19 protein-coding genes and 3 tRNA genes are annotated in these 21,548 nt (G+C 41.3%); 16 read left to right on the forward strand and 6 right to left on the reverse strand.

Annotated elements, in window-relative coordinates; all coding sequences use genetic code 11:
* Positions 1-97 precede the first annotated feature (97 nt).
* Positions 98-310 carry a transcription antiterminator/RNA stability regulator CspE gene (gene cspE / locus P3L37_RS12290; protein WP_004909801.1) on the reverse strand — a complete coding sequence of 71 codons (213 nt, stop codon included), beginning with the start codon at positions 308-310 and terminating at the stop codon, positions 98-100.
* Between the two features lie 479 nt (positions 311-789).
* Between cspE and P3L37_RS12295 the strand changes: the two genes are divergently transcribed.
* The 3 genes from P3L37_RS12295 to P3L37_RS12305 all read left to right on the forward strand — a co-directional run bounded on the left by P3L37_RS12295 (position 790) and on the right by P3L37_RS12305 (position 1,839).
* Positions 790-1,293, forward strand: coding sequence for a YlaC family protein (locus P3L37_RS12295; protein WP_004909795.1), 504 nt, complete (start codon positions 790-792; stop codon positions 1,291-1,293).
* 135 nt (positions 1,294-1,428) lie between these two features.
* Positions 1,429-1,504: transfer RNA gene (locus P3L37_RS12300), tRNA-Asn, on the forward strand.
* 259 nt (positions 1,505-1,763) lie between these two features.
* Positions 1,764-1,839: transfer RNA gene (locus tag P3L37_RS12305), tRNA-Asn, on the forward strand.
* A gap of 113 nt (positions 1,840-1,952) precedes the next feature.
* Here P3L37_RS12305 and P3L37_RS12310 read toward each other — a convergent pair.
* A complete protein-coding gene (locus tag P3L37_RS12310; protein WP_109911095.1) occupies positions 1,953-2,855 on the reverse strand; it encodes a LysR family transcriptional regulator in 903 nt (300 codons plus the stop codon).
* A 153-nt stretch (positions 2,856-3,008) separates the two neighbouring features.
* On the opposite strand from P3L37_RS12310, the gene P3L37_RS12315 reads away from it, so the two are divergent.
* The 8 genes from P3L37_RS12315 to P3L37_RS12350 all read left to right on the forward strand — a co-directional run bounded on the left by P3L37_RS12315 (position 3,009) and on the right by P3L37_RS12350 (position 9,213).
* Positions 3,009-4,550, forward strand: coding sequence for an MFS transporter (locus tag P3L37_RS12315; protein ID WP_110731842.1), 1,542 nt, complete (start codon positions 3,009-3,011; stop codon positions 4,548-4,550).
* Between the two features lie 23 nt (positions 4,551-4,573).
* A complete protein-coding gene (locus P3L37_RS12320) occupies positions 4,574-5,632 on the forward strand; it encodes an HlyD family secretion protein (RefSeq protein WP_109911093.1) in 1,059 nt (352 codons plus the stop codon).
* On the forward strand, positions 5,632-5,877 hold the full coding sequence (locus P3L37_RS12325; protein WP_147318170.1) for a hypothetical protein: 246 nt from the start codon (positions 5,632-5,634) through the stop codon (positions 5,875-5,877). The genes P3L37_RS12320 and P3L37_RS12325 overlap by 1 nt, the downstream gene beginning before the upstream one ends.
* Positions 5,878-5,898: 21 nt before the next feature.
* Positions 5,899-6,342, forward strand: a complete 444-nt coding sequence (locus tag P3L37_RS12330) for a universal stress protein (protein ID WP_109911092.1) — start codon at positions 5,899-5,901, stop codon at positions 6,340-6,342.
* A gap of 256 nt (positions 6,343-6,598) precedes the next feature.
* Positions 6,599-6,674 (forward strand) — tRNA-Asn (locus P3L37_RS12335).
* A gap of 211 nt (positions 6,675-6,885) precedes the next feature.
* A complete protein-coding gene (gene pyrC, locus P3L37_RS12340; protein WP_272667308.1) occupies positions 6,886-7,932 on the forward strand; it encodes a dihydroorotase in 1,047 nt (348 codons plus the stop codon).
* A gap of 223 nt (positions 7,933-8,155) precedes the next feature.
* Positions 8,156-8,410, forward strand: coding sequence for a biofilm formation regulator BssS (gene bssS / locus P3L37_RS12345; RefSeq protein WP_004909784.1), 255 nt, complete (start codon positions 8,156-8,158; stop codon positions 8,408-8,410).
* A 209-nt stretch (positions 8,411-8,619) separates the two neighbouring features.
* Complete coding sequence (locus tag P3L37_RS12350; protein WP_004909783.1) at positions 8,620-9,213, forward strand: LuxR C-terminal-related transcriptional regulator; 594 nt, start codon at positions 8,620-8,622, stop codon at positions 9,211-9,213.
* Positions 9,214-9,261: 48 nt separating this feature from the next.
* On the opposite strand, the gene P3L37_RS12355 is transcribed toward P3L37_RS12350, so the two are convergent.
* Positions 9,262-10,308: a rhodanese-related sulfurtransferase gene (locus P3L37_RS12355; RefSeq protein ID WP_109911091.1), complete on the reverse strand. Its 1,047-nt coding sequence runs from the start codon at positions 10,306-10,308 to the stop codon at positions 9,262-9,264.
* 346 nt (positions 10,309-10,654) lie between these two features.
* On the opposite strand from P3L37_RS12355, the gene P3L37_RS12360 reads away from it, so the two are divergent.
* The gene (locus P3L37_RS12360) at positions 10,655-11,206 is read left to right on the forward strand and encodes a DUF1007 family protein (RefSeq protein WP_231136563.1); all 552 of its coding nucleotides are present in this window, start codon (positions 10,655-10,657) and stop codon (positions 11,204-11,206) included.
* Positions 11,197-12,204, forward strand: a complete 1,008-nt coding sequence (locus P3L37_RS12365) for a nickel/cobalt transporter (protein WP_272667309.1) — start codon at positions 11,197-11,199, stop codon at positions 12,202-12,204. The genes P3L37_RS12360 and P3L37_RS12365 overlap by 10 nt, the downstream gene beginning before the upstream one ends.
* Positions 12,205-12,372: 168 nt before the next feature.
* Here P3L37_RS12365 and ttrA read toward each other — a convergent pair whose 3' ends face one another.
* The 3 genes from ttrA to ttrB are packed head-to-tail and all read right to left on the reverse strand — an operon-like array spanning position 12,373 to position 17,205.
* The gene (ttrA, locus tag P3L37_RS12370) at positions 12,373-15,447 is read right to left on the reverse strand and encodes a tetrathionate reductase subunit TtrA (protein ID WP_222959750.1); all 3,075 of its coding nucleotides are present in this window, start codon (positions 15,445-15,447) and stop codon (positions 12,373-12,375) included.
* Positions 15,440-16,486, reverse strand: a complete 1,047-nt coding sequence (gene ttrC, locus P3L37_RS12375; RefSeq protein ID WP_110731840.1) for a tetrathionate reductase subunit TtrC — start codon at positions 16,484-16,486, stop codon at positions 15,440-15,442. Before ttrC ends, ttrA begins: the two co-directional genes overlap by 8 nt.
* The gene (gene ttrB / locus P3L37_RS12380; protein ID WP_036957869.1) at positions 16,468-17,205 is read right to left on the reverse strand and encodes a tetrathionate reductase subunit TtrB; all 738 of its coding nucleotides are present in this window, start codon (positions 17,203-17,205) and stop codon (positions 16,468-16,470) included. Before ttrB ends, ttrC begins: the two co-directional genes overlap by 19 nt.
* A 254-nt stretch (positions 17,206-17,459) precedes the next feature.
* Between ttrB and ttrS the strand changes: the two genes are divergently transcribed.
* The 3 genes from ttrS to P3L37_RS12395 all read left to right on the forward strand — a co-directional run bounded on the left by ttrS (position 17,460) and on the right by P3L37_RS12395 (position 20,943).
* The gene (gene ttrS, locus P3L37_RS12385) at positions 17,460-19,217 is read left to right on the forward strand and encodes a tetrathionate respiration histidine kinase TtrS (protein ID WP_222959752.1); all 1,758 of its coding nucleotides are present in this window, start codon (positions 17,460-17,462) and stop codon (positions 19,215-19,217) included.
* A 126-nt stretch (positions 19,218-19,343) separates the two neighbouring features.
* Positions 19,344-19,940 (forward strand): tetrathionate respiration response regulator TtrR, encoded by a 597-nt coding sequence (ttrR, locus tag P3L37_RS12390; protein ID WP_109911086.1) that lies wholly within the window; start codon positions 19,344-19,346, stop codon positions 19,938-19,940.
* 58 nt (positions 19,941-19,998) lie between these two features.
* On the forward strand, positions 19,999-20,943 hold the full coding sequence (locus P3L37_RS12395) for a Kdo(2)-lipid IV(A) acyltransferase (RefSeq protein ID WP_004909761.1): 945 nt from the start codon (positions 19,999-20,001) through the stop codon (positions 20,941-20,943).
* The last annotated feature ends 605 nt before the right edge of the window (positions 20,944-21,548 follow it).

Here is a 21,548-nt window from a genome sequence, read left to right on the forward strand (position 1 = left end):
TCTTTTCCAACAAAATATATTAACCATAAATGTAGCGCATACGAAAAAGCCCGTCATTAAAAATGACGGGCTTTAGAAAATCAGTTAAGCAATTAGCTTAGATAGCAGTTACGTTAGCAGCTGCTGGGCCTTTTGCACCGTTTTCAATGGTGAATTCAACTTGCTGACCTTCAGCCAGAGTTTTGAAACCATTGCCCTGAATGGCAGAGAAGTGGACGAAAACGTCTTTGCTACCATCAGCTGGAGTGATGAAACCGAAGCCTTTAGACTCGTTGAACCACTTAACTTGACCTTTCATTTTGTCGGACATTTGACTTTTCCTATATAACATCAAAAAAACTTGCCTTTTGGCATATACGGGCCAGAGTCAACTATTTAATCAGGGAAACACCAAGATGCAGCGTCACGGTCAAAGGCTATCTGTGATAACTTTCTTCTTTAGAACACACTAACTCAGTAATCATACATCAAATAGGACTGCTAAACAGGCCGACACTCATTAACTCATGACTTAAAGATAATAGCAACTATTTTATACGGGTAAACTTCAAAAATATGTCGTTTTTTCGATTGCGTCACTTTTATCGACTATAACGTTAACAAAAATGCTGCATTTAGTTGATAGTTTAAAGAAAACTTTAATTTAAAAAGCCAACAACCCAATAAATGTCAGTAAGAATTATCTGATACGATGACAATCTGTGTAAATATTTTTTTTAACTGATATATAACAATCTCAACGGCTCGTGATACCCTCCTAGTATAGATATCTGACAGAGAGTTATACACATGGATATTATCAAACAAATACTCGTCGAAGACTTGGATGCCATCAATAAACGTGAAAACCGAGATGGGAAACCTTACTTTAATAGCCAGTTTCTCGCCAACCACCCTTATTTATGTGTTGGCATGGTTGCGGCTTATGTCCCCCTAGCCATTATTCTTTGGTATGCCCCTTATTTTGGCCCTTATTGGGCTCTGGGTATCACTATTCTCTTTATTATACTAGCAAGTGTGCTACTTTTTGACATTAAACCTGTCTATCATTTTGAAGATATTGGTGTGTTAGATTTACGCGTTTGTTATAACGGAGAATGGTTTGTCACTGAACCCGTTTCTGATAATGCGATAAGTAAAATCATTGATTCACAAGATGTTAGCTCTGCAATAAAGCAAGAAATATCGCGTTTAATTGCATTAAAAGGAATGATATCGTTTTATGATATCTATCATGTTGCTTATCCTGAAGTTTCTACGCAATTACCTGGTACACTTGCAGCTCAAAATTAATTCAATATCAATTAACTAGAGCAAAACTTCGTCAGAATGTGCAGTGAATGAGCAGTTAGATATTTTTTCTGTTTTTATGATTGACAGCCTGAGATGATGTCGTTAATATTCGCCTCGTTCTCAGGAACAAGCAATTCCTCCATAGTTCAGTCGGTAGAACGGCGGACTGTTAATCCGTATGTCGCTGGTTCAAGTCCAGCTGGAGGAGCCAAATTTAAAAAAAGCCCGCTTAATGCGGGCTTTTTGCTATCTGTTTGTTATGTTCTGCTACTCATGAATTATTCACCTCTATTATCAGTTCCCTCTGCATCTCCTATAAGCCGCATACTATAGACAACGACACCACTTATTGGAGTAGATAATCATCAAATCGATTACTTAACACTCACTTGGCTATTTTTTTCGTTTTTATGCTTTACAACGGTGAACAGGATGGGTAATATGCGCCTCGTTCTCAGGAACAAAGCAATTCCTCCATAGTTCAGTCGGTAGAACGGCGGACTGTTAATCCGTATGTCGCTGGTTCAAGTCCAGCTGGAGGAGCCAAATTTAAAAAGCCCGCTTAATGCGGGCTTTTTGCTATCTTTCTGAAAGTTACCCTTCTGAATATTCAGCTACTAACTAAGCAACCGCAAAGACCCGCACCATAGAATGAATAGCTACTCTTTCTCCAGAAAAAATTGTTTAATTGTCTGGCGTAACCATTGATGCGCAGGATCTCTATCCAACCTTGGATGCCATGCTTGCACGATAAATATAGATTCCAATTCCAAAGGGAGTTCAATTTCAATTAACGGCAAATTAACACTCTTTACCCCTTGCAGTACATGGCGAGGGAGCGGCAAAATATAATCAGAGTTCATCGTTAGCATCATAGCTGAATGAAAGCTAGGCAAAGTCAACGCAACATTACGCTCTAATTGAAGGTCACGTAACGCGTCATCAATTGGTCCCAATGTACGCCCCCGCCGCGATACGCTAATATGCGGGTAATGCGTTAAACTCTCAGGTGTCACTTGTCCAATAATCGGATGCCCTGGGCGAACCAACGCCTGAAAAGTACTAGTAAATAAGCTCTGAGCCTTAATTTCAGGGTGCCAATCTCGAGAAGAACCAATAACCAAATCGACTTTACCGCTACGCAAAGAATCATCTTCAGTATCACTTTCTGCGATAAAAATTAAGCTACTTTGGGGAGCTAATTCCCTGAGTTTTTCTAACAACCCACCACCTAAGGCGCCAATAAAAATATCATTCGCCCGAATAACAAATGTTCTTTCTAATGTTTTTGGATTGAATAATTCATCAGGATTAATTAACGCTTCTGCTTGAGCAATAATATGGCTAAGTTGTTCTTTTAATTCTAATGCTCTGGGAGTTGGTACTAATTTACGCCCTGCCCTGACTAAAATGGGATCATTAAATTGCTCACGAATTCGCCCTAGAATTCGGCTCATAGCAGGAGCACTCAGGTTCATTTTTTCGGCGGCTCCTCCTACACTTCCTTCCTCCAATAATAAATTCAACGCATAAATCAAATTAAAGTCGATTTTTTGTGGCATTTTTCCTCCTCGCCCCTTTGCAGCCCTCCTCATTAGTGGATTGCGTTTCATGCAATAATTTAATTACATCATTTCATTTTAAACAATTAAATAAAGTTTAGATACTACTGCTAAAAAATGACAGAGCAAATTTTTAAATAGCAGGAGTTTGAAATGGTTGATGCGTCTATCATACAACCTAAAAAAAACAAATGGATAGCCAGTGCGAGTGAAATTAATGGCCGCACATGGATGGGTCTATTTGGTATTTTTTTAGCAGTAATGGCGAGTGGCGTGGGAGAAAACGCCAGTAAATTCGCCCTAGGCGATATTCAGGGGGCAATGGCATTAAATATTGATACTGGCAGTTGGTTAATCACCTGTTATGTAACTGGTTTTGTAATTGGTTCAGGATTTACTCCTTGCTTTTGGCCAACATTCTCACTACGTCGTGTTGCGCTCGTTATGTGTTCTATTTATCTGATTGGAGGATTAATTACACCATGGCTAGGAGATCATTATGCCTTTCTATTGACAATACGTAGTTTACAGGGCTTTGCTGGCGGAGCTCTCCCACCGATGTTAATGACGGTAGTGCTGCGTTTTATGCCTCCACTGATTAAAGTATTAGGTTTAGGAGCTTATGGCTGGGTTTCTGCATGGAGTGCTACTTTTGGTGCCACTGCGGCCGCGTTTGCCTTCCACTGGGGGTGGAGTGGGTATTTTTATTGGAACTTACCACTAATGGCGATAGCCACCATCTGCATTGGCTTTGGTTTGCCACAAGACCCTTTACGCTTAGAACGACTGAAACAGTTTAACTGGCGAGGTTTACTTCTGGGGGGAAGTGCACTTGCTATGCTCACCGTAGGTATTTCTCAAGGAGAACGCCTTGATTGGCTAAATTCATCACTAATTTATGTTTTATTGATTGGTGGACTTGGTTTATTAGCCCTGTTTTTAATAAACGAGTGGTATCACCCATTACCCTTTTTCAACTTGCAGTTACTTAGCAAACGGAATCTATCGTTCTCATTAATCACCCTTGGTGGCGTGTTGTTGATTATGGTTTCTTTGGTAAATATTACCTCTGGCTATTTATCGTCTATTCAAGGGTATCGCTTAGAACAAACCTCCGACATGATGCTATGGGTGTCACTCCCACAACTCATCACGCTCCCTATCATAGCCATTATTTGTAATACCCCCAAAGTTGATTGCCGTTGGGTGCTCGCCATTAGTTTACTTTTGATGACAGCCGCTTGTTTTCTCGCATCACAACTGACCCCTGATTGGAATGGTGACAATTTTAGAATGATTTCTCTCTTACAAGCTGTTGCACAACCCATGGCCGTTATTCCGCTATTGATGATGGCAACGGGCGGATTACTGCCCACTGATGGTCCATTTGCTGCTGCTTGGTTTAATGCGGTTAAAGGATTTGCAGCAACGGCTGCCGGGGGAGCAATTGCCCTATTAAGCCGCCAGCGAGGTGATTTTCATTCGGGCGTCATTGCTGACAGCTACGGCAGTACTTATCGCGATACGGCGACGAATACTATCGGTGAGCTCACACAGCTCGCTTCAAGCCAAGGACATGTTTTAGCTAGCTCTGACCTATATCTGTTGGTTTCTGGTTTAGCACTGTTATTAACTGGGCTGATTTTAGTGATGCCAACTCGTATTTACCCACCGCGGTCTGTTGCCGCAGCTTAGTTATTGATTATCAGGAAATTAGAATGAGTAAGATCAAATTAAAAATTAATAAAAATGTCGCTCTGGCTATCATCGCTATTGTTGTTTTGATGGGAGGATTATTAATTAATAAATTCGCCATTAAAAAAAATGCTCAAAACACCAATGATGCTTATATCCGAGCGGATATTTCACGTATATCACCACAGATTTCAGGTGTGGTGACCGAAGTCCTTGTGCAAGATAACCAATGGGTTAAAGAAGGTGAATTATTAGCAGTCATTGATCCCAGAGAATTTACAGTTGCACTTTCTCAGGCTGCTGCACAAGAGCAATCTGCTCGCGCACGGCAAGATGATGCAAAAGCCAATTTAACGCGTCAACAGGCCTTAATCGCTGCGGCAGAAGCCCAACTGCAATCTGCAAAAGCAGAACTCCAATTTGCGTACCAAGAAAAAACTCGTTACCACAAAATGGCAAATACTGGCGCAGGCTCACAACAAGCGGCACAACAAGCAACTACACGAGTGCAAACCATGACGGCAAGTGTTGCACAAGCCGAAGCATCATTAAAAGCAGCCAAAAATATGTTGCAAGTTTTAGAAGCCAAACAGGCTGATAGCAATGCTGAATTGACATTAGCTCAAGCCAAAAAAGCAATGGCTGAACTTAACCTCTCTTACACCCGCATTACTGCCCCAATTGGTGGGGTAATTGGTAAAAAAAGTTTGCGCGTCGGTGAGTTTGTTAAGCCAGGCGATGCTTTAATGGCTATTGTTCCCCAAAATAAGCTCTACATCATCGCGAATTATCAAGAAACTCAATTGGAAAATATTACTCATGGCCAAGTCGTTGATATTAGTATCGACACCTTCCCAGGGCAAATATTAAAAGGCTATGTCGATAGTATTGCTCCCGCGTCTGGCGTAAGTTTCTCACCCGTTGCCCCGGAAAATGCGACGGGTAATTTTACTAAAATTGTACAGCGCATACCTGTAAAAATTGTTTTTGATAGCAACACCGAGCATGCCCAGATGATGAATGCGCTGCGTGTGGGTATGTCTGCAGATGTCACCATTAATACACTCGATGGGAGCCGCTGATGAACAAAACTGTGATCACACTGGTTTTGTTAAAAACTTATCAGCTACTAAGCCATTGGGCAAGATTTCACTCCACTGTAAGCCACACTCCCAGACAACTGGGTAGCCACGCAAAACACAGCGACTTTGCCCACCGAATGGTGGGTTATTTTTCATTTATCGATCAACGTATGATCCCCAAAAACCTTTCCATTTTACAAAAAGTATTGGAAAAAAGGGGAGCTAACTTTAAAGGCGCTATTTAGTTCGCCTATCAGGAACTAATCATGATTAATAATGTGTTGTTAGCCGTCGACAGCTTTGAGAATAGCAGTAATGCACTTAGTTTTATGCAGCGTATGACTGGCTGTGTCAGCAATGTGATTGTATTGACTGTTGTCGATAATACCTTTGCACTAAGCCGCACTGGGTTAAGTAAAGATAGCGATGAGTGGGATGAATACCCTGCCGCGCAAAAAGAAGAAGCTTTGGCACAAAAACAATTAAAAGAGGTCACCAGCGCCTTAAATAGCATGGGGTTTAAAGCCCAAGGACTACTCGCTGCAGGTACCCCTATCGATACCATCCCCAAAAAAATGGAAAAATATAACTGCGAATTATTAATTATTTCTCATCGCCATCTTTCTTCACTTGGACGCTGGCTTAATACCTCAGTGACTCGTAGTTTACTCGACGATATCGCCCAACCAGTTCTCGTTATTCCGCTGTAGATAATTTCTGTAAGTTACATTCATCAATTAGTGGTTAACTGCAGTTAACCACTAAATTTGAAATAATATATCGCCCATCGACTTAAGTTTGTTACCGTCTTTTTGTTTGTGTATGGTCTTGATTAATCACCATTACCTAATTTTCGATCAAACTTCCAACAGTTCGCACAGATAACAGGCAAACAAACATATTTTTCGCTATTCTCCTTTGACAATACAGTAAGAGAAAGCTAATATCCTCTGCGTACCAAGGAGTTCCTCCATAGTTCAGTCGGTAGAACGGCGGACTGTTAATCCGTATGTCGCTGGTTCGAGTCCAGCTGGAGGAGCCAAAATTTAGAGAAACCTGCTTAAGGAAACTTAAGCAGGTTTTTTGCTATTGCATGCCTGAATAAGTTAGCTATTTACGTCATTTACATAATCTACCTTTGAAATAAGCTATAATCGCGATTTCTCATAGCTATTTTTTCACTTTACCTTTATCATTCTATTCCGGCTTGAGCACTCGCTCATCATTCACTCTTCCCCTATGGAGCCGGTTTAATGACAACTGTAACTACCCTAACGATCCGCCGCCCTGATGATTGGCATGTTCATTTTCGCGATGATGATATGTTAAAAACGGTCGTTCCCTATACCAGTGAATTCTTTGGCCGCGCGATTGTCATGCCGAATTTAGTGCCACCAGTCACAACGATTGAAGCCGCAAAAGCTTACCGCGAGCGTATTCTAAAAGCGGTTCCACAAGGACATCAATTTACCCCTTTAATGACCTGCTACCTTACTGATAGCACAGATCCTACTGAAGTCGTTCGCGGCTTTAACGAGGGGGTATTTACTGCCTGTAAACTCTACCCGGCCAATGCAACAACTAACTCTAGCCATGGCGTATCCGATATTAAAAAGATTTACCCCGTATTAGCTGCGATGGAACAAGCAGGAATGCCACTGCTTATCCATGGTGAAGTCACCGCAAGTCATATCGATATTTTTGACCGAGAAGCCTTATTTATTGAGCAAGTTATGTTGCCACTACGGGCACAGTTTCCAAAACTAAAAGTCGTTTTTGAACACATCACCACCAAAGAAGCGGCTCAATATGTCCAAGAAGCGAATGAATTTACAGCTGCAACTTTAACACCTCAACATTTGATGTTTAATCGTAACCATATGTTAGTTGGTGGTATAAGACCGCATTTATTTTGCTTACCTATTTTGAAGCGTAATGTGCACCAAGAAGCATTACGTACAGCGGTTGCTTCAGGTTGTGACCGTTTCTTCCTTGGTACCGACACCGCACCACATATACAATCACGTAAAGAATCTTCCTGTGGTTGTGCTGGGGTCTTTAATGCTCCCACCGCATTAGCGGCTTACGCAAGTGTTTTTGAAGAGCTCGGTGCCTTGGCGCATTTCGAAGCTTTTTGTTCCCTAAATGGCCCTAAATTCTATAACTTACCTGTGAATGAAGGGACAATTACGCTAACTAAAGAACAAAATATAATTTGTGAATCCATTGACTGCTGTAATGATAAATTAGTTCCTTTCTTAGCAGGGGAAGATGCACGCTGGACAGTCTCTCTGAGTTAGTCGTTTACACGCCGATGGGAAGTTCAAAATACTTCCCATTCTATTTTTACAATGCTTGTTATTCGTTTTATGCATTTTCTGCCATATAGACAAAAAAAATGTTTTATTTGCTTTCTTATTGGCGAAATCTCCTTATACTAAAAGTGGACTCATCACGAGGTCATTGCTCTTAGTCAGTTATAGATATTTATTATTTATCACGATGTTTGATTAGGAGGTTTATATGAATAAAAAAAATGATGTCATTCAAACCCACCCAGTAGTTGGCTGGGACATCAGTACAGTCGATGATTACGACGCTATGATGTTGCGTTTGCACTACCTCCCCGAGCAAGATAAACACACAGGTGACGCTATTGTGGATAAAACCATGTGGCTAACGACTGATGTGGCTAAACAACTCATTCATATTCTTCAAGCAGGTGTAGACAAGATAGAATCTGGGGAATATGTTGAGCTTGGTTTTAAAACACACTAGGGAAATAAATGGATATTAGGGTCACTAATATCCATTTAATTTATTCATTCATACAGGTAATTATATATTTTTATATAATTACCTTATTAATTAATTACTAATTCGCAATTTAAAATAAGAACACTATTTATTGTTTTTATTAATCCTTGGTTGACTTCACTATCAGTTCCAATTTATTGTAAGGCACCTTCTTGAACAAGGATGTTCCAATGCGAATATTAGTTATTGATGAATGTTATTATACACGTCTTGGCATTACAGAATATTTATCCAAAAATAAAAAACTCGAATTTATTAGTACAGGATGCATAAAAGAAGCTATTGGTTTTATAAATATAAACACGCCAAGCATTATACTGGTGAATTTAACGTATTATTGTAATTACTCTAATTACTGTCCTACGCTACAGCAATTATTAAACAATACCAATAATACACGGTTTTATATTTATATAAATGCCCCGTACCCACAGACAAGCAATCCATTGTTATTAAAGGATAATTATTTCATTCTATCAAAAGATATTATTATTCAAACTCTTGATAAGGTTATTCGTGACTATGAACAAATAGAGAAAATTACCAAGCTTGCTAATAATATTGAGTCATCTATTTTCACAATTAAAGAACAAAATATTATTAACAATTGGATGAATGAAACACCTAATCATATTATTTCTCGAAAACTAGGAATTAGCAATAGTACTGTTTACTCACAAAAAAGGCATATTACCTCTAAAGTTTTCGTCAAAAACAGAATAGAGTTATTTTTTATATATAATGTGTTTAAATATTTATATTAAAAAAAAGCCCTAATTGCAGGGCTTTCTTATTATAGATAACATTAATGACTAGTTGTCTTTATTTAATAACCCATCGGATAAACGGTGACGTGATTTATTAAAGATTTTATTACTGACCTCACGGCCTGCACGGCGTGCGCGTTGCTCTTGCTCGGGAAGTTTCATTTCTTCTGTGCAAGACGAACTGCAGCAGCCTTCATACTTTTCTGCACAACTAGGGCATTGGATAAACAATAAGTGGCAGCCATCGTTACGGCAATTGGTATGTGCATCACAAGGCGCGCCACATTGGTGGCATTGTGCTAATGTGTCCTCTGTAATGCGCTCACCCATGCGGTTGTCAAAAACAAAGTTTTTCCCTTTAAACCGTAAAGGTAGGCCCTGCTCCTTCGCCTTACGTGCGTATTCAATAATCCCACCTTCAACATGGTAGACATTTTTAAAACCATTATGCAGCATATAAGCACTGGCTTTTTCACAACGGATCCCACCAGTACAATACATCACAACATTTTTGTCTTTTTGCTCTTGCAGCATTTCAACCGCCATTGGCAGTTGCTCTCTAAATGTATCTGATGGTATTTCAATCGCATTATCAAAACGCCCCACTTCATACTCATAATGATTTCGCATATCAACGAAAACAGTATTTGGGTCATCAATCATCTCATTAACTTCGTGAGCTTTTAGATATTGCCCCGTATTTGCTGGGTTAAATGTTTCGTCATCAATACCATCAGCCACTACACGCTCACGGACTTTCATACGCAGCACCCAAAATGATTTACCGTCATCATCAATCGCAATATTTAAACGTAGGTTTTCTAATGCGGGATCTGTTGCATAAATGAGTTCGCGTAATGCGCTCACATTGGATTCAGGCACACTGATTTGTGCATTAATACCTTCTTTGGCAATATAAACGCGCCCAAAAACACTCAATGCTTTAAATTGTTGGTACCATTGATTACGAAATTCGTTTGGGTCTTGGATATTAAAATACTTGTAAAAAGAGATAGTGGTGCGCGGCTCGACCTCAGCCAACATGCGCTCTTTTAAGATTTTATTTGAAATTTGGTTATGTAACACTGGCATGGTGTTCTCTTTTCCTTTGTAACTAGTTAATATTTAAAGCTTAAAATCATGTGGTGTTCACGAAATGTCCACATCTGATTATTATCAAATATTATCGCTGTTATTTTGTTAATAAAAAACCCTTTATTTGAAAGGTTATTGTGATAGAAGTATTAACGACTCGTTTTAAGTTGATTTTTAAATCATTCCGAAATATTTTTCTTTTTAGTTTGCAGTTCGTTATGTTATAACATTTATTTGATAAGCCAATTTAGCTGACTGAATGATGCGATTTTTTCCTTTCTATTTTTTATTTCTGTTCATAGTTGCTCCACTAGTAGCGGCACACCCTCACAGTTTTATTGAGATGCAAATTTCCCTTGAAAATAAACAAGATAAATACACAGGGATTAGCTATGTTTGGAAAATGGACCCCATGACATCAGCGGATATTGCCTATGAATTAAAAGGCATTAAACCGGATGATCCTCGTTGGAAACAGCAAGAAGCTATTATTATGGCAAATGTGTTGGTGCAAGATTATTTCACTGATTTTTATTATCAGGGGAAGAAAGTGAGCTTTAAACGAATTCCAGATAGCTACCATTTAGAAAAAGATGGCTTTTCTTTAGTTTTCTTCTTTACCGCTTCATTTATGCAACCCCTGCCTATAGCAGGTTCCCATGTGGAAATTCAAACTTATGACCCAACTTTCTATGTCAGTATGACTTACCAAAATAAACAACAAATTAACCTACCGTTGGATATTGCTGCAAATTGCCAGATGGAATTACAAGAAGCAAATGTGACCGATTCAATGCGCGCCTACGCTTTCTCTTTAGACAAAAGTGATAATCCAGAAGAGGATTTAGCACTTGGCAAACAGTTTGCACAACGGGTTGATATACAATGTCCATAATGCCTTTACGTACGCAAAAATTAATAATTACTGCGCTGTTTGTGGGACTTATTACCTATGTCACTTGGCAGCTATACATTCACTGGGGATCATGGTTACAACTTAGCCTAGCTTGGCAAAAACAGTTAAACCAAGGGTTATCTAACTTATTGCAAGAAACCACCTCTCGCCCATGGTATGCAGGTGGGTTACTGGTGATTGCCAGCTTTGCTTATGGTTTTTTGCATGCCCTTGGACCGGGTCATGGCAAATTAATTATTACCACCTATATTGCCACCCAAGCGACTCATTTAAAGCAGAGTGTTATCATTAGCTTACTAGCATCACTCTTACAAGGGCTTGTTGCGATTACTTTAGTTTCCTTAGTATTGATCCTATTCCAACTCTCTACTAAACATCTCAACCAAGCCAGTTTATATGCAGAACAAATCAGTTATCTATTTGTTATTTTACTGGGTAGCTATTTATGTCTCAGCGCATTACGTCGTGGCTGGTTAATCCGCAAATCAAAATACTTAACCCCACTCACGATAAAAAGCATTCAGCCATTGAATTCTTCAACGAAAGCAATAATTAAAACAAAAGCCCATAGCCACTCGGACAGCTGTGGTTGTGGCCACCAACACGTTATCCAGTCTCATCAATTGCAATCCAGTTTTAAAAGTAAACTATTGATTATTCTATCAATGGGGATTCGTCCTTGTTCTGGAGCAATTCTCGTATTGCTGTTTTCTTATGTGATAGAAGTATATACATGGGGAGTTATCGCTGCCTTAGCAATGGCAATGGGTACTGCATTAACCATTTGTTTAATTGCCATTTTTGTTCATTTAATGCGTGATAATGCGGTTCGCGTATCACAATTAAAAGGAAAATCATTTTCCCCTTATTGGGCAATCTCACTAAAAATTTTGGCAGGTATTTTATTTATTTTGATGGGTGTTTTGATGCTTCAAAGCATCGGTTTGGAACAATCGGTTTCCCCACTGTTGCGATAAACCATTAAAAAAGGGAGGGCTCCCCCTCCCAGGCATTTGCCGAAGTCACGGTGTGGTAGCACACCGTTTTATGCGCAATGTCAACTGCTTACTACATATTGCCAACAACCAGATGGTTAATAATGAAGCTATGCAGGTCCCCATCACTAACCATCCTTACTACTTCGTTTAACCAATTAACTCAATGCGAGCAGGTAATCCTTGGCGTACCGATGCCCCCGAAACCCAGTCTAACCACGTGTTGGCGACTTCACGTGTTGGGTCAGCAAACCCAAGGTCATTTAAGTTAATTCCTGAACCATTTGCCTCATTCATTGGCATTGGTTGGCCATCCAGATAATGCTGTTTCGCCCCCATTTCGGTGTGCCCATAACCATGCTCAATCGCAAGTACCCCAGGCATTACACCATCAAGAACACTCACTTGGGCTTCAGCATGGCCACCCGGTGTGGTGATCCGGATCCAATCGCCATGTTTGACACCCATTTTTGCTGCATCATCGGGATGCAAAGCAACAAGATTCGTTGGTTTCACATGGCGTAGACGTTCAATGACTGTCGTTGAACTGCTCATGACATGGGATTTAAATGACATCAGTTTCAACGGCCACTCTTGTTCTGGGAATACCGTATTCACATCATCGCCATTTGCCATACGTGGTGGATAGTAGGTTGGGCAACCACTATAACGTTCACCCGTTATGGCGTGTCGATTAATTGCCACTGTTGGGTTCCAAATTTGTAAGCCTTTTTTCCATTGAGGGCCTGTTGCATCGCCATTCCATGCTTTTTCATACGGAGCAAAACGGCCTCCTCGTGTGAAAATATAGGCAACACGACGAACTTCTTCTGGTTTTAATGTACGTGTAATCGCTGGTAAAATTCGCTCCACGCCACTGATTTGAATATCTTCTGTTGCAGCTTCAGGAACTGGTTTTTCCCCTAACCATGCCATATTTGCAGCAACTCTTAAGTAATAGTCTTCCGCTGTATTGAGTGAATGCATGTTGCCATCCATATCTTCAATCACGTTATCACCGAAGCCTGGTAAATTAAGTTCTTTTGCTACAGCGATACAGAAACTCTCCATCGAAACTGGCTGGCCATCTGCTGTTTTAGCCGTGCGTGACTCAACAATCGGCCAACGTGCCGTACTGGCTTTGACCTGCACACCAGACCATGGTGCACTGAACCCCCAACTTTCAAAATTATGGGTATCCGGCACAATGTAATCTGCCAATGCCGTGGTTTCATTCATAAAGGCATCAATACCAATAATCAGTGGCAGGTGTTTAGGGTCTTTCAGTTTTTCTTCCATCACCTGACGAATACCTGCGATACCATATACAGGGTTAGTCATATTGGTGATCCACGCTTTCAGTGCATAAGGATATCCCATCAAGGCGGATGCTAACTGTTCTGTTAGTTGGCCTTTGGCAAACGGATACCAAGGGGCTTTTGCAGGATATGGGTTCTCACCTGCCGCCTGGCGCGCTTTGAATTCATCTGATTTTTCATACACTTCATTGCTGCGAGATAACACCACACCTTTAGGTTTCACTTTACCTTTATAGCTGGCAATTTTGTAACGCGGCCCATCGTTTTCCCCGTTGAATTTACCACCACCAACAGAAACACCACCTTTCAAGTTTAAGTTACCAATCAATGCGTTAAGCATGATAACTGACCATGCAGTGTAGAAACCATTACCGCCCATCATACCGCCATGGGAAATAACTGCGGCTTTTCTATCATAAGAAGTCAATGCTTTACCCAGTGATTCAATGGTTTTTACTGGGACATGACAGCGCTGGCTATATTCTTCCAAAGTCATGCGATTTGCGGCTTCTTTAAGACACTGGAAGCTGGATTTAACCGTCACTTCACTGCCATCGTGCAAAGTCACTTGGCGTGTCACAAACAATTCAGCAGTTGGAACTTCGTTTGCCAGTTTTAATTCGCCAGAGGCATCTTGTACTAAATAGGCTTTCTCATCGTCACCTTCTCCTGTGATATAAGAAGAAATTAACAATTTGCCAGCTAATGGGTGGTTGTCATCTGTAATGACTAAATGTGTTGAGTTAGTCCAGCTTTTCTCCCCCATCGCTTCCATGGATTTTTCACTTGGCACACTGAGGTATTTGGCATTGTAACGCTCATTTTCAATGATCCAACGGATCATCCCCATCACTAACGCAGCGTCAGTACCCGGCTGTACTGGAACCCAGTGGCCGTGGTCATTTGCTAAAGTCGTTGTTAATGGTAATGCAGGCGAAACCACCACATAGTTAAATGAATCACGTAAACGCGCAGTCGCCAATTGACGGCCTTGGCGCTTAAATGGGTTACCTGATTGCGCAGGCGATGTGCCTAAGAACAGTGCGAAACGAACATTATCCCAATCGGGTTTGACGTGGGCGTTTTTGTCCAAATCATCCATCAATGCACCGGAACCGGCACGATAAGCCAATCCACAATACGAACCGTGAGCTCCAAAGTTTTTACTACCAAAGGCATTTTGTGCAAAGCGACGGATAAAACCATCACGGCCGTCGTCACCTGCATTGGTCACTAATAATTGGTTGGCTTTTGGTCCCAGTTTTGGTTGGGATGGGTCTAAAGGCGTTTCTAAGTCACGGATCGCCCGTAAGCCATCCACATGCCCTTCACCAAATAAATCGCCCCCTTCAACCACTTCTTTTATTAATTGTTCAAAACTGATGCGCTCCCATTTACCTTCTCCGCGTTTACCAACACGTTTCATCGGTTCGAGAATACGCAATGGGCTTGTTAAGCCTTCCATTAACGTCGCACCACGAGCACAGGCAGTCGAACGGTGTTCAAGGCCTGATTCCCCACTCATTTTGTTAAATGCCGTTTTCAGCGGCATACCATAAGGAAAATGCTCTTCGTGGGACAATGGATGATAAGGGTTCCCCGCGATACGCAATACTTCATTTTTCGCTGTATCAACGCGAGCACGAATACCACACTGAGTCCAACAACCAAAACATTGCGTCATCGCAACCACTTGTTCTGGGTTTTCTTGCCAACCTTTCAGTGCCTGTCCTTCAGGACGTAAAGAGTTACCATTGAGCCTATCAAGAGTGACTTTACCGGAAGTGCCATTAACCAGACCATCGACTGCACGTTTGGCCACATCACGGTAACTTGCACCAAATAATGCGATACCACCGACAACCAAACCACCTTTAAGCCATTGACGTCTTGAGAATTTAGCCATGTTGCACTCTCCTCGCAAACCAGCGAACACCTTCACGAACAATAATTGTTAATGCAATCCATAAACCGAATGTGCCGACAATAGCCAGTAATCCGTCTGTTCCCAATGGGAAATGGTATGGGTTAGCGATAATGTTATATTTTGGTACCGCTTGAACTTCCATCAGGAAAACCCAACGTATCGTCCAAGCAAAAGCCATTGAAATTAAAGCGAGAACAGTGATATATGCAACCGAGCGAATCGCTTTTAAATTACTGACGGACATCGCAAAAGTGATTACCCACAATGCACAAACTCCCATCAACATCCACCACCCAGGGCTTGCTGTATCTAACTGTTGTCGTACTGCAATACCTGAGGTGGTATCACCTGAGAGCCATAGCGCAAAACAAACGGCGAACAGCAATAATGTCACAACTTGGAAGCGTGCTAAGCGGTTTTGATATTGAGGTTCACGGCGTGCTCCTAAGCTAATCAATGCAGGTAATACTTGTAGCGCACTGAGGAACATCAATACTGGTATCCACCAGCTATACCAAATTGGACGTGCATTTAATACTGAGGCTTCACGGCCGGTATATAACAATAATCCTATCGCTGAAAGTGCGGCCAACAAAGCCACCCAACGCGTTGCTTTAAACTCTTTTTTCCAAATCAGTTTCACCACTAATGCGACAAAATATAAACCAATAAATGTGGTAAATAATGGCAGTAACACAGACCCCCACCACATCCAAGACCATATTGTTGGATGCGCATAGAAATGCCATACCCTTGCGGTTTGGTGTAAATCTGCGGTTAATGCTAATGGCGCAGTAATGCCCATCGTGATAGCAATAAATACAGCAATCATCTCTAAGCGACTGTTTTCAGGCTTGTTTCTCCAATGAAGATAACAAGCGTACAGTACCGCACAAGACGCAATCCCAATGAAGAAGAAATATTGTACCGCCCAAGGGAGCCAAAAGAATTCTTGTGGCTGAGCCATGACTTCTGAAATATAAGTTACTTGGCCATTCATCAGAACACCTCCTGCCATAATGCGGGCTGCCCTTTGCCTTGTAGCGGCTGCACGAATGCGTCATCTAAACCGATATAGAAAACTTGTGGTAATGTGCCACTTTCCGGTTTGAGGACTTTGATTTCAGCTTCGTGCTCTGTCAGCATTTTACGAATAGTACTGTTCGGGTCTTTTAAATCCCCAATAATGCGCGCGCCACCTACACAGGACTCAACACACGCTGGCAATAATCCCACTTCTAAGCGATGAGCACAGAATGTGCATTTATCGGCGGTTTGCGTAGAGTGGTTGATAAAGCGAGCATCGTATGGGCACGCTTGCACGCAGTAAGCACAGCCAACACAGCGTTCATTATCAACGACAACAATGCCGTCTTCACGTTGGAAAGTCGCTTGAACTGGACATACCGGTACGCAAGGAGGGTTATCACAGTGGTTACATAGACGAGGTAATAATACGTTGGTAAAGCCTTCTTCGCCCTTCACTGCAACTTGATATTGATTCACTGTCGTTCTAAATTGGCCTTGCGGGGTTTGGTTTTCAACCGAGCAGCTTACTGTGCAAGATTGGCAACCAATACAACGGCGTAAATCAATCAACATTCCATAACGTTTTTCTGGGTTGCCTTCTCGGCGCGTCGGGGAAAAATTGAGCCCGGCTTCTGCGATAGGAATTAACGAAGCTCCCGCAGTCACCGCCCCAATTTGTTGTAGAAATTTTCGTTTACTCAGATCCATAATTGGCTCCAGTACTGACATTGCTAATGCGAAAATAAGAGTTATTAATCAATATGTTATTTGTATTGCATGCGTTATTGACAATGGGTACAGTCTCATTAAGATAACTAGTGGAATTGTTATTTCTCTTTAAACCAAATGAGTTATCTTGATAAAACGTGTAGTGCCATTGTAAGAAGTGTGGAGCCGCCGCCCTATTGTGGTTTACCACATACCCGTAGCTAAATTGATCTAACGCAACGAATAACTCAAATATGTTAAAAAAATCGCCTAGGCCGTTGTATCACATACTATTAATCATGCTACTGACGTGGTCTTTGCCTGCGATTTCGGCACAATGGACTATCGGGGTATTAGCCTTGCGTGGACCAAGCTCCACCCAATCTCATTGGCAACCACTTATTGACACACTCAATGAGTCGATTCCTGGGGAACGTTTTACGTTACAACCACTCAATTTAGATGAAATGAAAGAAGCAATTTCCAACCGTAAGATTGATTTTTTACTGACGAATCCTGCCCAATTTATTCAGTTAGATAACCGCTATCATTTACGTTGGCTGCTCTCCCTTCGTTCTGATGTGGAGCCCAACAGCACGACGCGTAATGTTATTGGCAGCTTAATATTAGTTCGCAAAGACAGTGATATTTCAGAAGTTAAAAACCTGATTGGCAAAAAAGTCGGCGCTATCTCGCCGGATGCTTTTGGTGGCTATTTATTAGGTTACAAAGTGTTAAGGGATATGGGCTACGATGCAGCTAAAGACTTTAAGATGCAATTTTTAGGCTTTCCTGCAGATGCATTATTATATGCACTGCGTGATGATTCATTATCTGCGGCAATTGTTCCTGTCTGTTTATTAGAAAACATGCATAGCGAAGGGTTAATCGATAAAAACCAGTTTCGTCCATTAATTCAGCACGCTAGTTCACTCTCTTGTTTAACCAGCACAGAACTGTATCCAAACTGGTCTTTTGCTGCCTTAAGTGAAGTACCGGACAATTTAGTCGACAAAGTCACTAAGACATTATTATCAACCGATAAAGCCGCCATGCGTTGGGGAGCTCCGGCCTCGGTGACTCAAGTTGAAACCTTGCTCAGGGACGTTAATCAACACCCGCAACAGCGTCAAATCTGGCAAGATATCGTCAGTTGGACCATTCAAAACCAAATCACTCTTAGTCTTGTCGCGTTATTTTTTGTGTTACTTGGCGTTAATCATGTTTGGATTGCCTTTTTGGTTAGACGCCGTAGCCGCCAATTAGAAGAAGCGCATAACCGCTTACGAGAACAAGAAGCCAATTTACAAAAGGCACAGCGGTTAAATATTTTGGGGGAAATGGCTTCTGGATTTGCGCATGAATTGAATCAGCCCCTGTCTGCAATTCGCCACTATGCCCAAGGGTGTATTCTACGCCTAACTAAAGAGTCTGAAAGCCACCCACTAATTAACGCATTAACGAAAATCGATGACCAAGCTCAACGTGGTGCCGATATCATTCGTAATTTACGCCTCTGGGCGGGTAAACCAAGTCTTGATCCGGCAGTCACATTGAGCCAACAATCCGTTAAACAGGCCATTAATCATATTTGGCAATTATTGCGTGCAGACCAACACTACCCCAATTCAAAGTTAATTTTACCTGAAACGCCTGACATCTCCCTGATGTTGCCTGATACGTTACTTGAGCAATTACTTTCCAATTTAATTAGCAACAGTTTACAAGCAGGGGCAACCCTACTGCGTTTCGAGTTTCATTTTTCACAGCAGCATTTTTTACTTGTCTTGCAGGACAATGCCGGAGGTATGCCTGCGGGTCAATTAGAGCAAGGTATCACACCATTTACTACGACTAAAAAAGAAGGTTTAGGGTTAGGTTTAGTGATTTGCCAGCGTTTGATCCAAAGCCAAGGTGGCGATATTCGTATCGAAAATAACCTGAGTGATGATGGATTACATGGCCTAATGGTCACTCTCATTTTCAATTATCACAATAAAATCGTGGATTGAGCATGTTTTGCCACGTAATTGATAACATTCACATTAACTATATGTGACAATGGCTTTATTACGATAATCAATGCTCATTACATAAAGCACCCTATTTTGTCACCCTCTACACGACGAGGTATATGTATGCCAGTGATCCATCTCGTGGATGATGACCCCGATGTGACGGATGCCTGCCAATTCTTACTAGAAACATTGGGCTATAGCGTTACCGTTTGGAATGACAGTGAAGCATTTATCCAAAATGCGGCATTACACCAAGAAGGTGTGGTGTTATTGGATATGCGCATGCCTAAATTAGACGGGCGACAAGTTCACCAATACCTGAGGGAACAACACAGCACATTAGCCGTGATCTTTTTGTCTGGCCATGGGGATATCCCGATGGCGGTAGAACAAGTGAAACTGGGTGCCGTTGATTTTCTACAAAAACCCATTGATAGCCAACAGCTTGCTAAGACCTTAGAGCAAGCTCGCTCACAAACCACGAAAGCCACTGAAGGGTATTTAATTAAACAGCGCTATGAAACGCTCACGCCTCGTGAAAAAGATATCTGTGGCTATGTGTTGCAAGGCTTAATTAACCGTGAAATTGCTGAGGCAGCCTGTGTTTCTGTGCGCACCGTTGAAGTTCATCGGTCTCGTGTCATGGAGAAAATGGCTGTTCGCAACTTAGCTGAGTTAATGAGCACCATGCAGGCAGTTAACGCTTTAAACGAATAATTTGATATAGTTTAATCATGCCTTTTTATTAATTTATGACTAATATATTCGGATAATAATGATACTAGCTCCAAAATTTCAAAAACGGTTCCTCCATCCTCGTTACTGGCTAACTTGGCTAGGTATTGGCGTATTATATCTTCTTGTTTTATTGCCTTATCCTGTCATTTATTGGATGGGAACTCGTTTAGGTTTGTTTTCCAAGCGCTTTTTGAAAAAGCGGGTGAAAGTCGCAGAACGAAATTTGCAATTATGCTTTCCAGAGATGAGTGAGCAGGAACGGCAGCGTTGCATAGACAAAAACTTTGAATCTGTCGGCATGGGCTTATTTGAAACGGGTATGGCTTGGTTTTGGCCTGATTGGCGCGTTCGTCGCTGGGTCAAAGTCATTGGGGAAGAAAATGCCGTTGCAGCCCGCCAAACCGGCAGAGGGATTATCGCGCTCGGCGTTCATTTTCTAACCTTGGAAATAGGTGCGCGTGCCTTTGGTATGTTAAACCCGGGTATTGGTGTGTATCGCGCCAATGATAATGACCTGCTTGATTGGTTACAAACCCGTGGGCGGTTACGTTCCAATAAATATATGTTGGATCGCAAAGATATGAAAGGCATGGTACGCGACTTAAAAAATGGGGAAATTTTATGGTATGCCCCCGACCATGATTACGGCCCACGCAATAGTACATTTGCACCTTTATTCGCTGTAGAAAATGCAGCGACAACCAATGGTTCACAAATTATTTTACGCCTGGCTTCCCCTTTAGTGGTGCCTTTTACCCCAAGGCGTTTACCTAACGGTAAAGGTTATGAATTGATCATTCAACCTGCCATTGATGATTTCCCAATTGAAGATAATGTGGCTACCGCAACCATGATGAACCAAATTATCGAAAAAGAAATCCTCAGGGCGCCAGAACAATATATGTGGCTACACCGCCGTTTTAAAACACGCCCTGAAGGGGAACCTTCGTTATACGGGGATTTAGACAAAATCCATCATTAATGATTAACGTAATCAGATAAATTATGGCGTGATTTTTCAACTATTTTTTATGATGCTTTTCTTGCTGTTTTTTATACTGTTTTCTCTAAATATGGCGTGATTTTTCAACTGCTTTTTATGATGTTTTTCTTGCTATTTTTTATGCTGTTTTCTCTAAATATGGCGTGATTTTTCAACTGTTTTTTATGATGCTTTTCTTGCTGTTTTTTATACTGTTCTCTCTATATGGCGTGATTTTTCAACTATTTTTTATGATGTTTTTCTTGCTGTTTTTTATACTGTTCTCTCTATATGGCGTGATTTTTCAACTGTTTTTTATGATGCTTTTCTTGTTGTTTTTCATACTGTTTTCCCTAAATAGTCGGGTCTACAGCTAGGCGGCAAAATGAAGATATCCCGAGGAGCATACATAAGTATGTGACTCGGGTAGCTGAATGAAGCTAACAACGCTGTAGAACTGAATATGACGGGAAAAGTGACTTGGGTAGCTGAATGAGGCCAACAACGCTGTAGAACTGAATATGACGGGAAAAGTGACTTGGGTAGCTGAATGAGGCCAACAACGCTGTAGAACTGAATATGACGGGAAAAGTGACTTGGGTAGC

This window comes from Providencia sp. PROV114, assembly GCF_032704305.1.
GTDB classification, from domain to species: domain Bacteria; phylum Pseudomonadota; class Gammaproteobacteria; order Enterobacterales; family Enterobacteriaceae; genus Providencia; species Providencia rettgeri.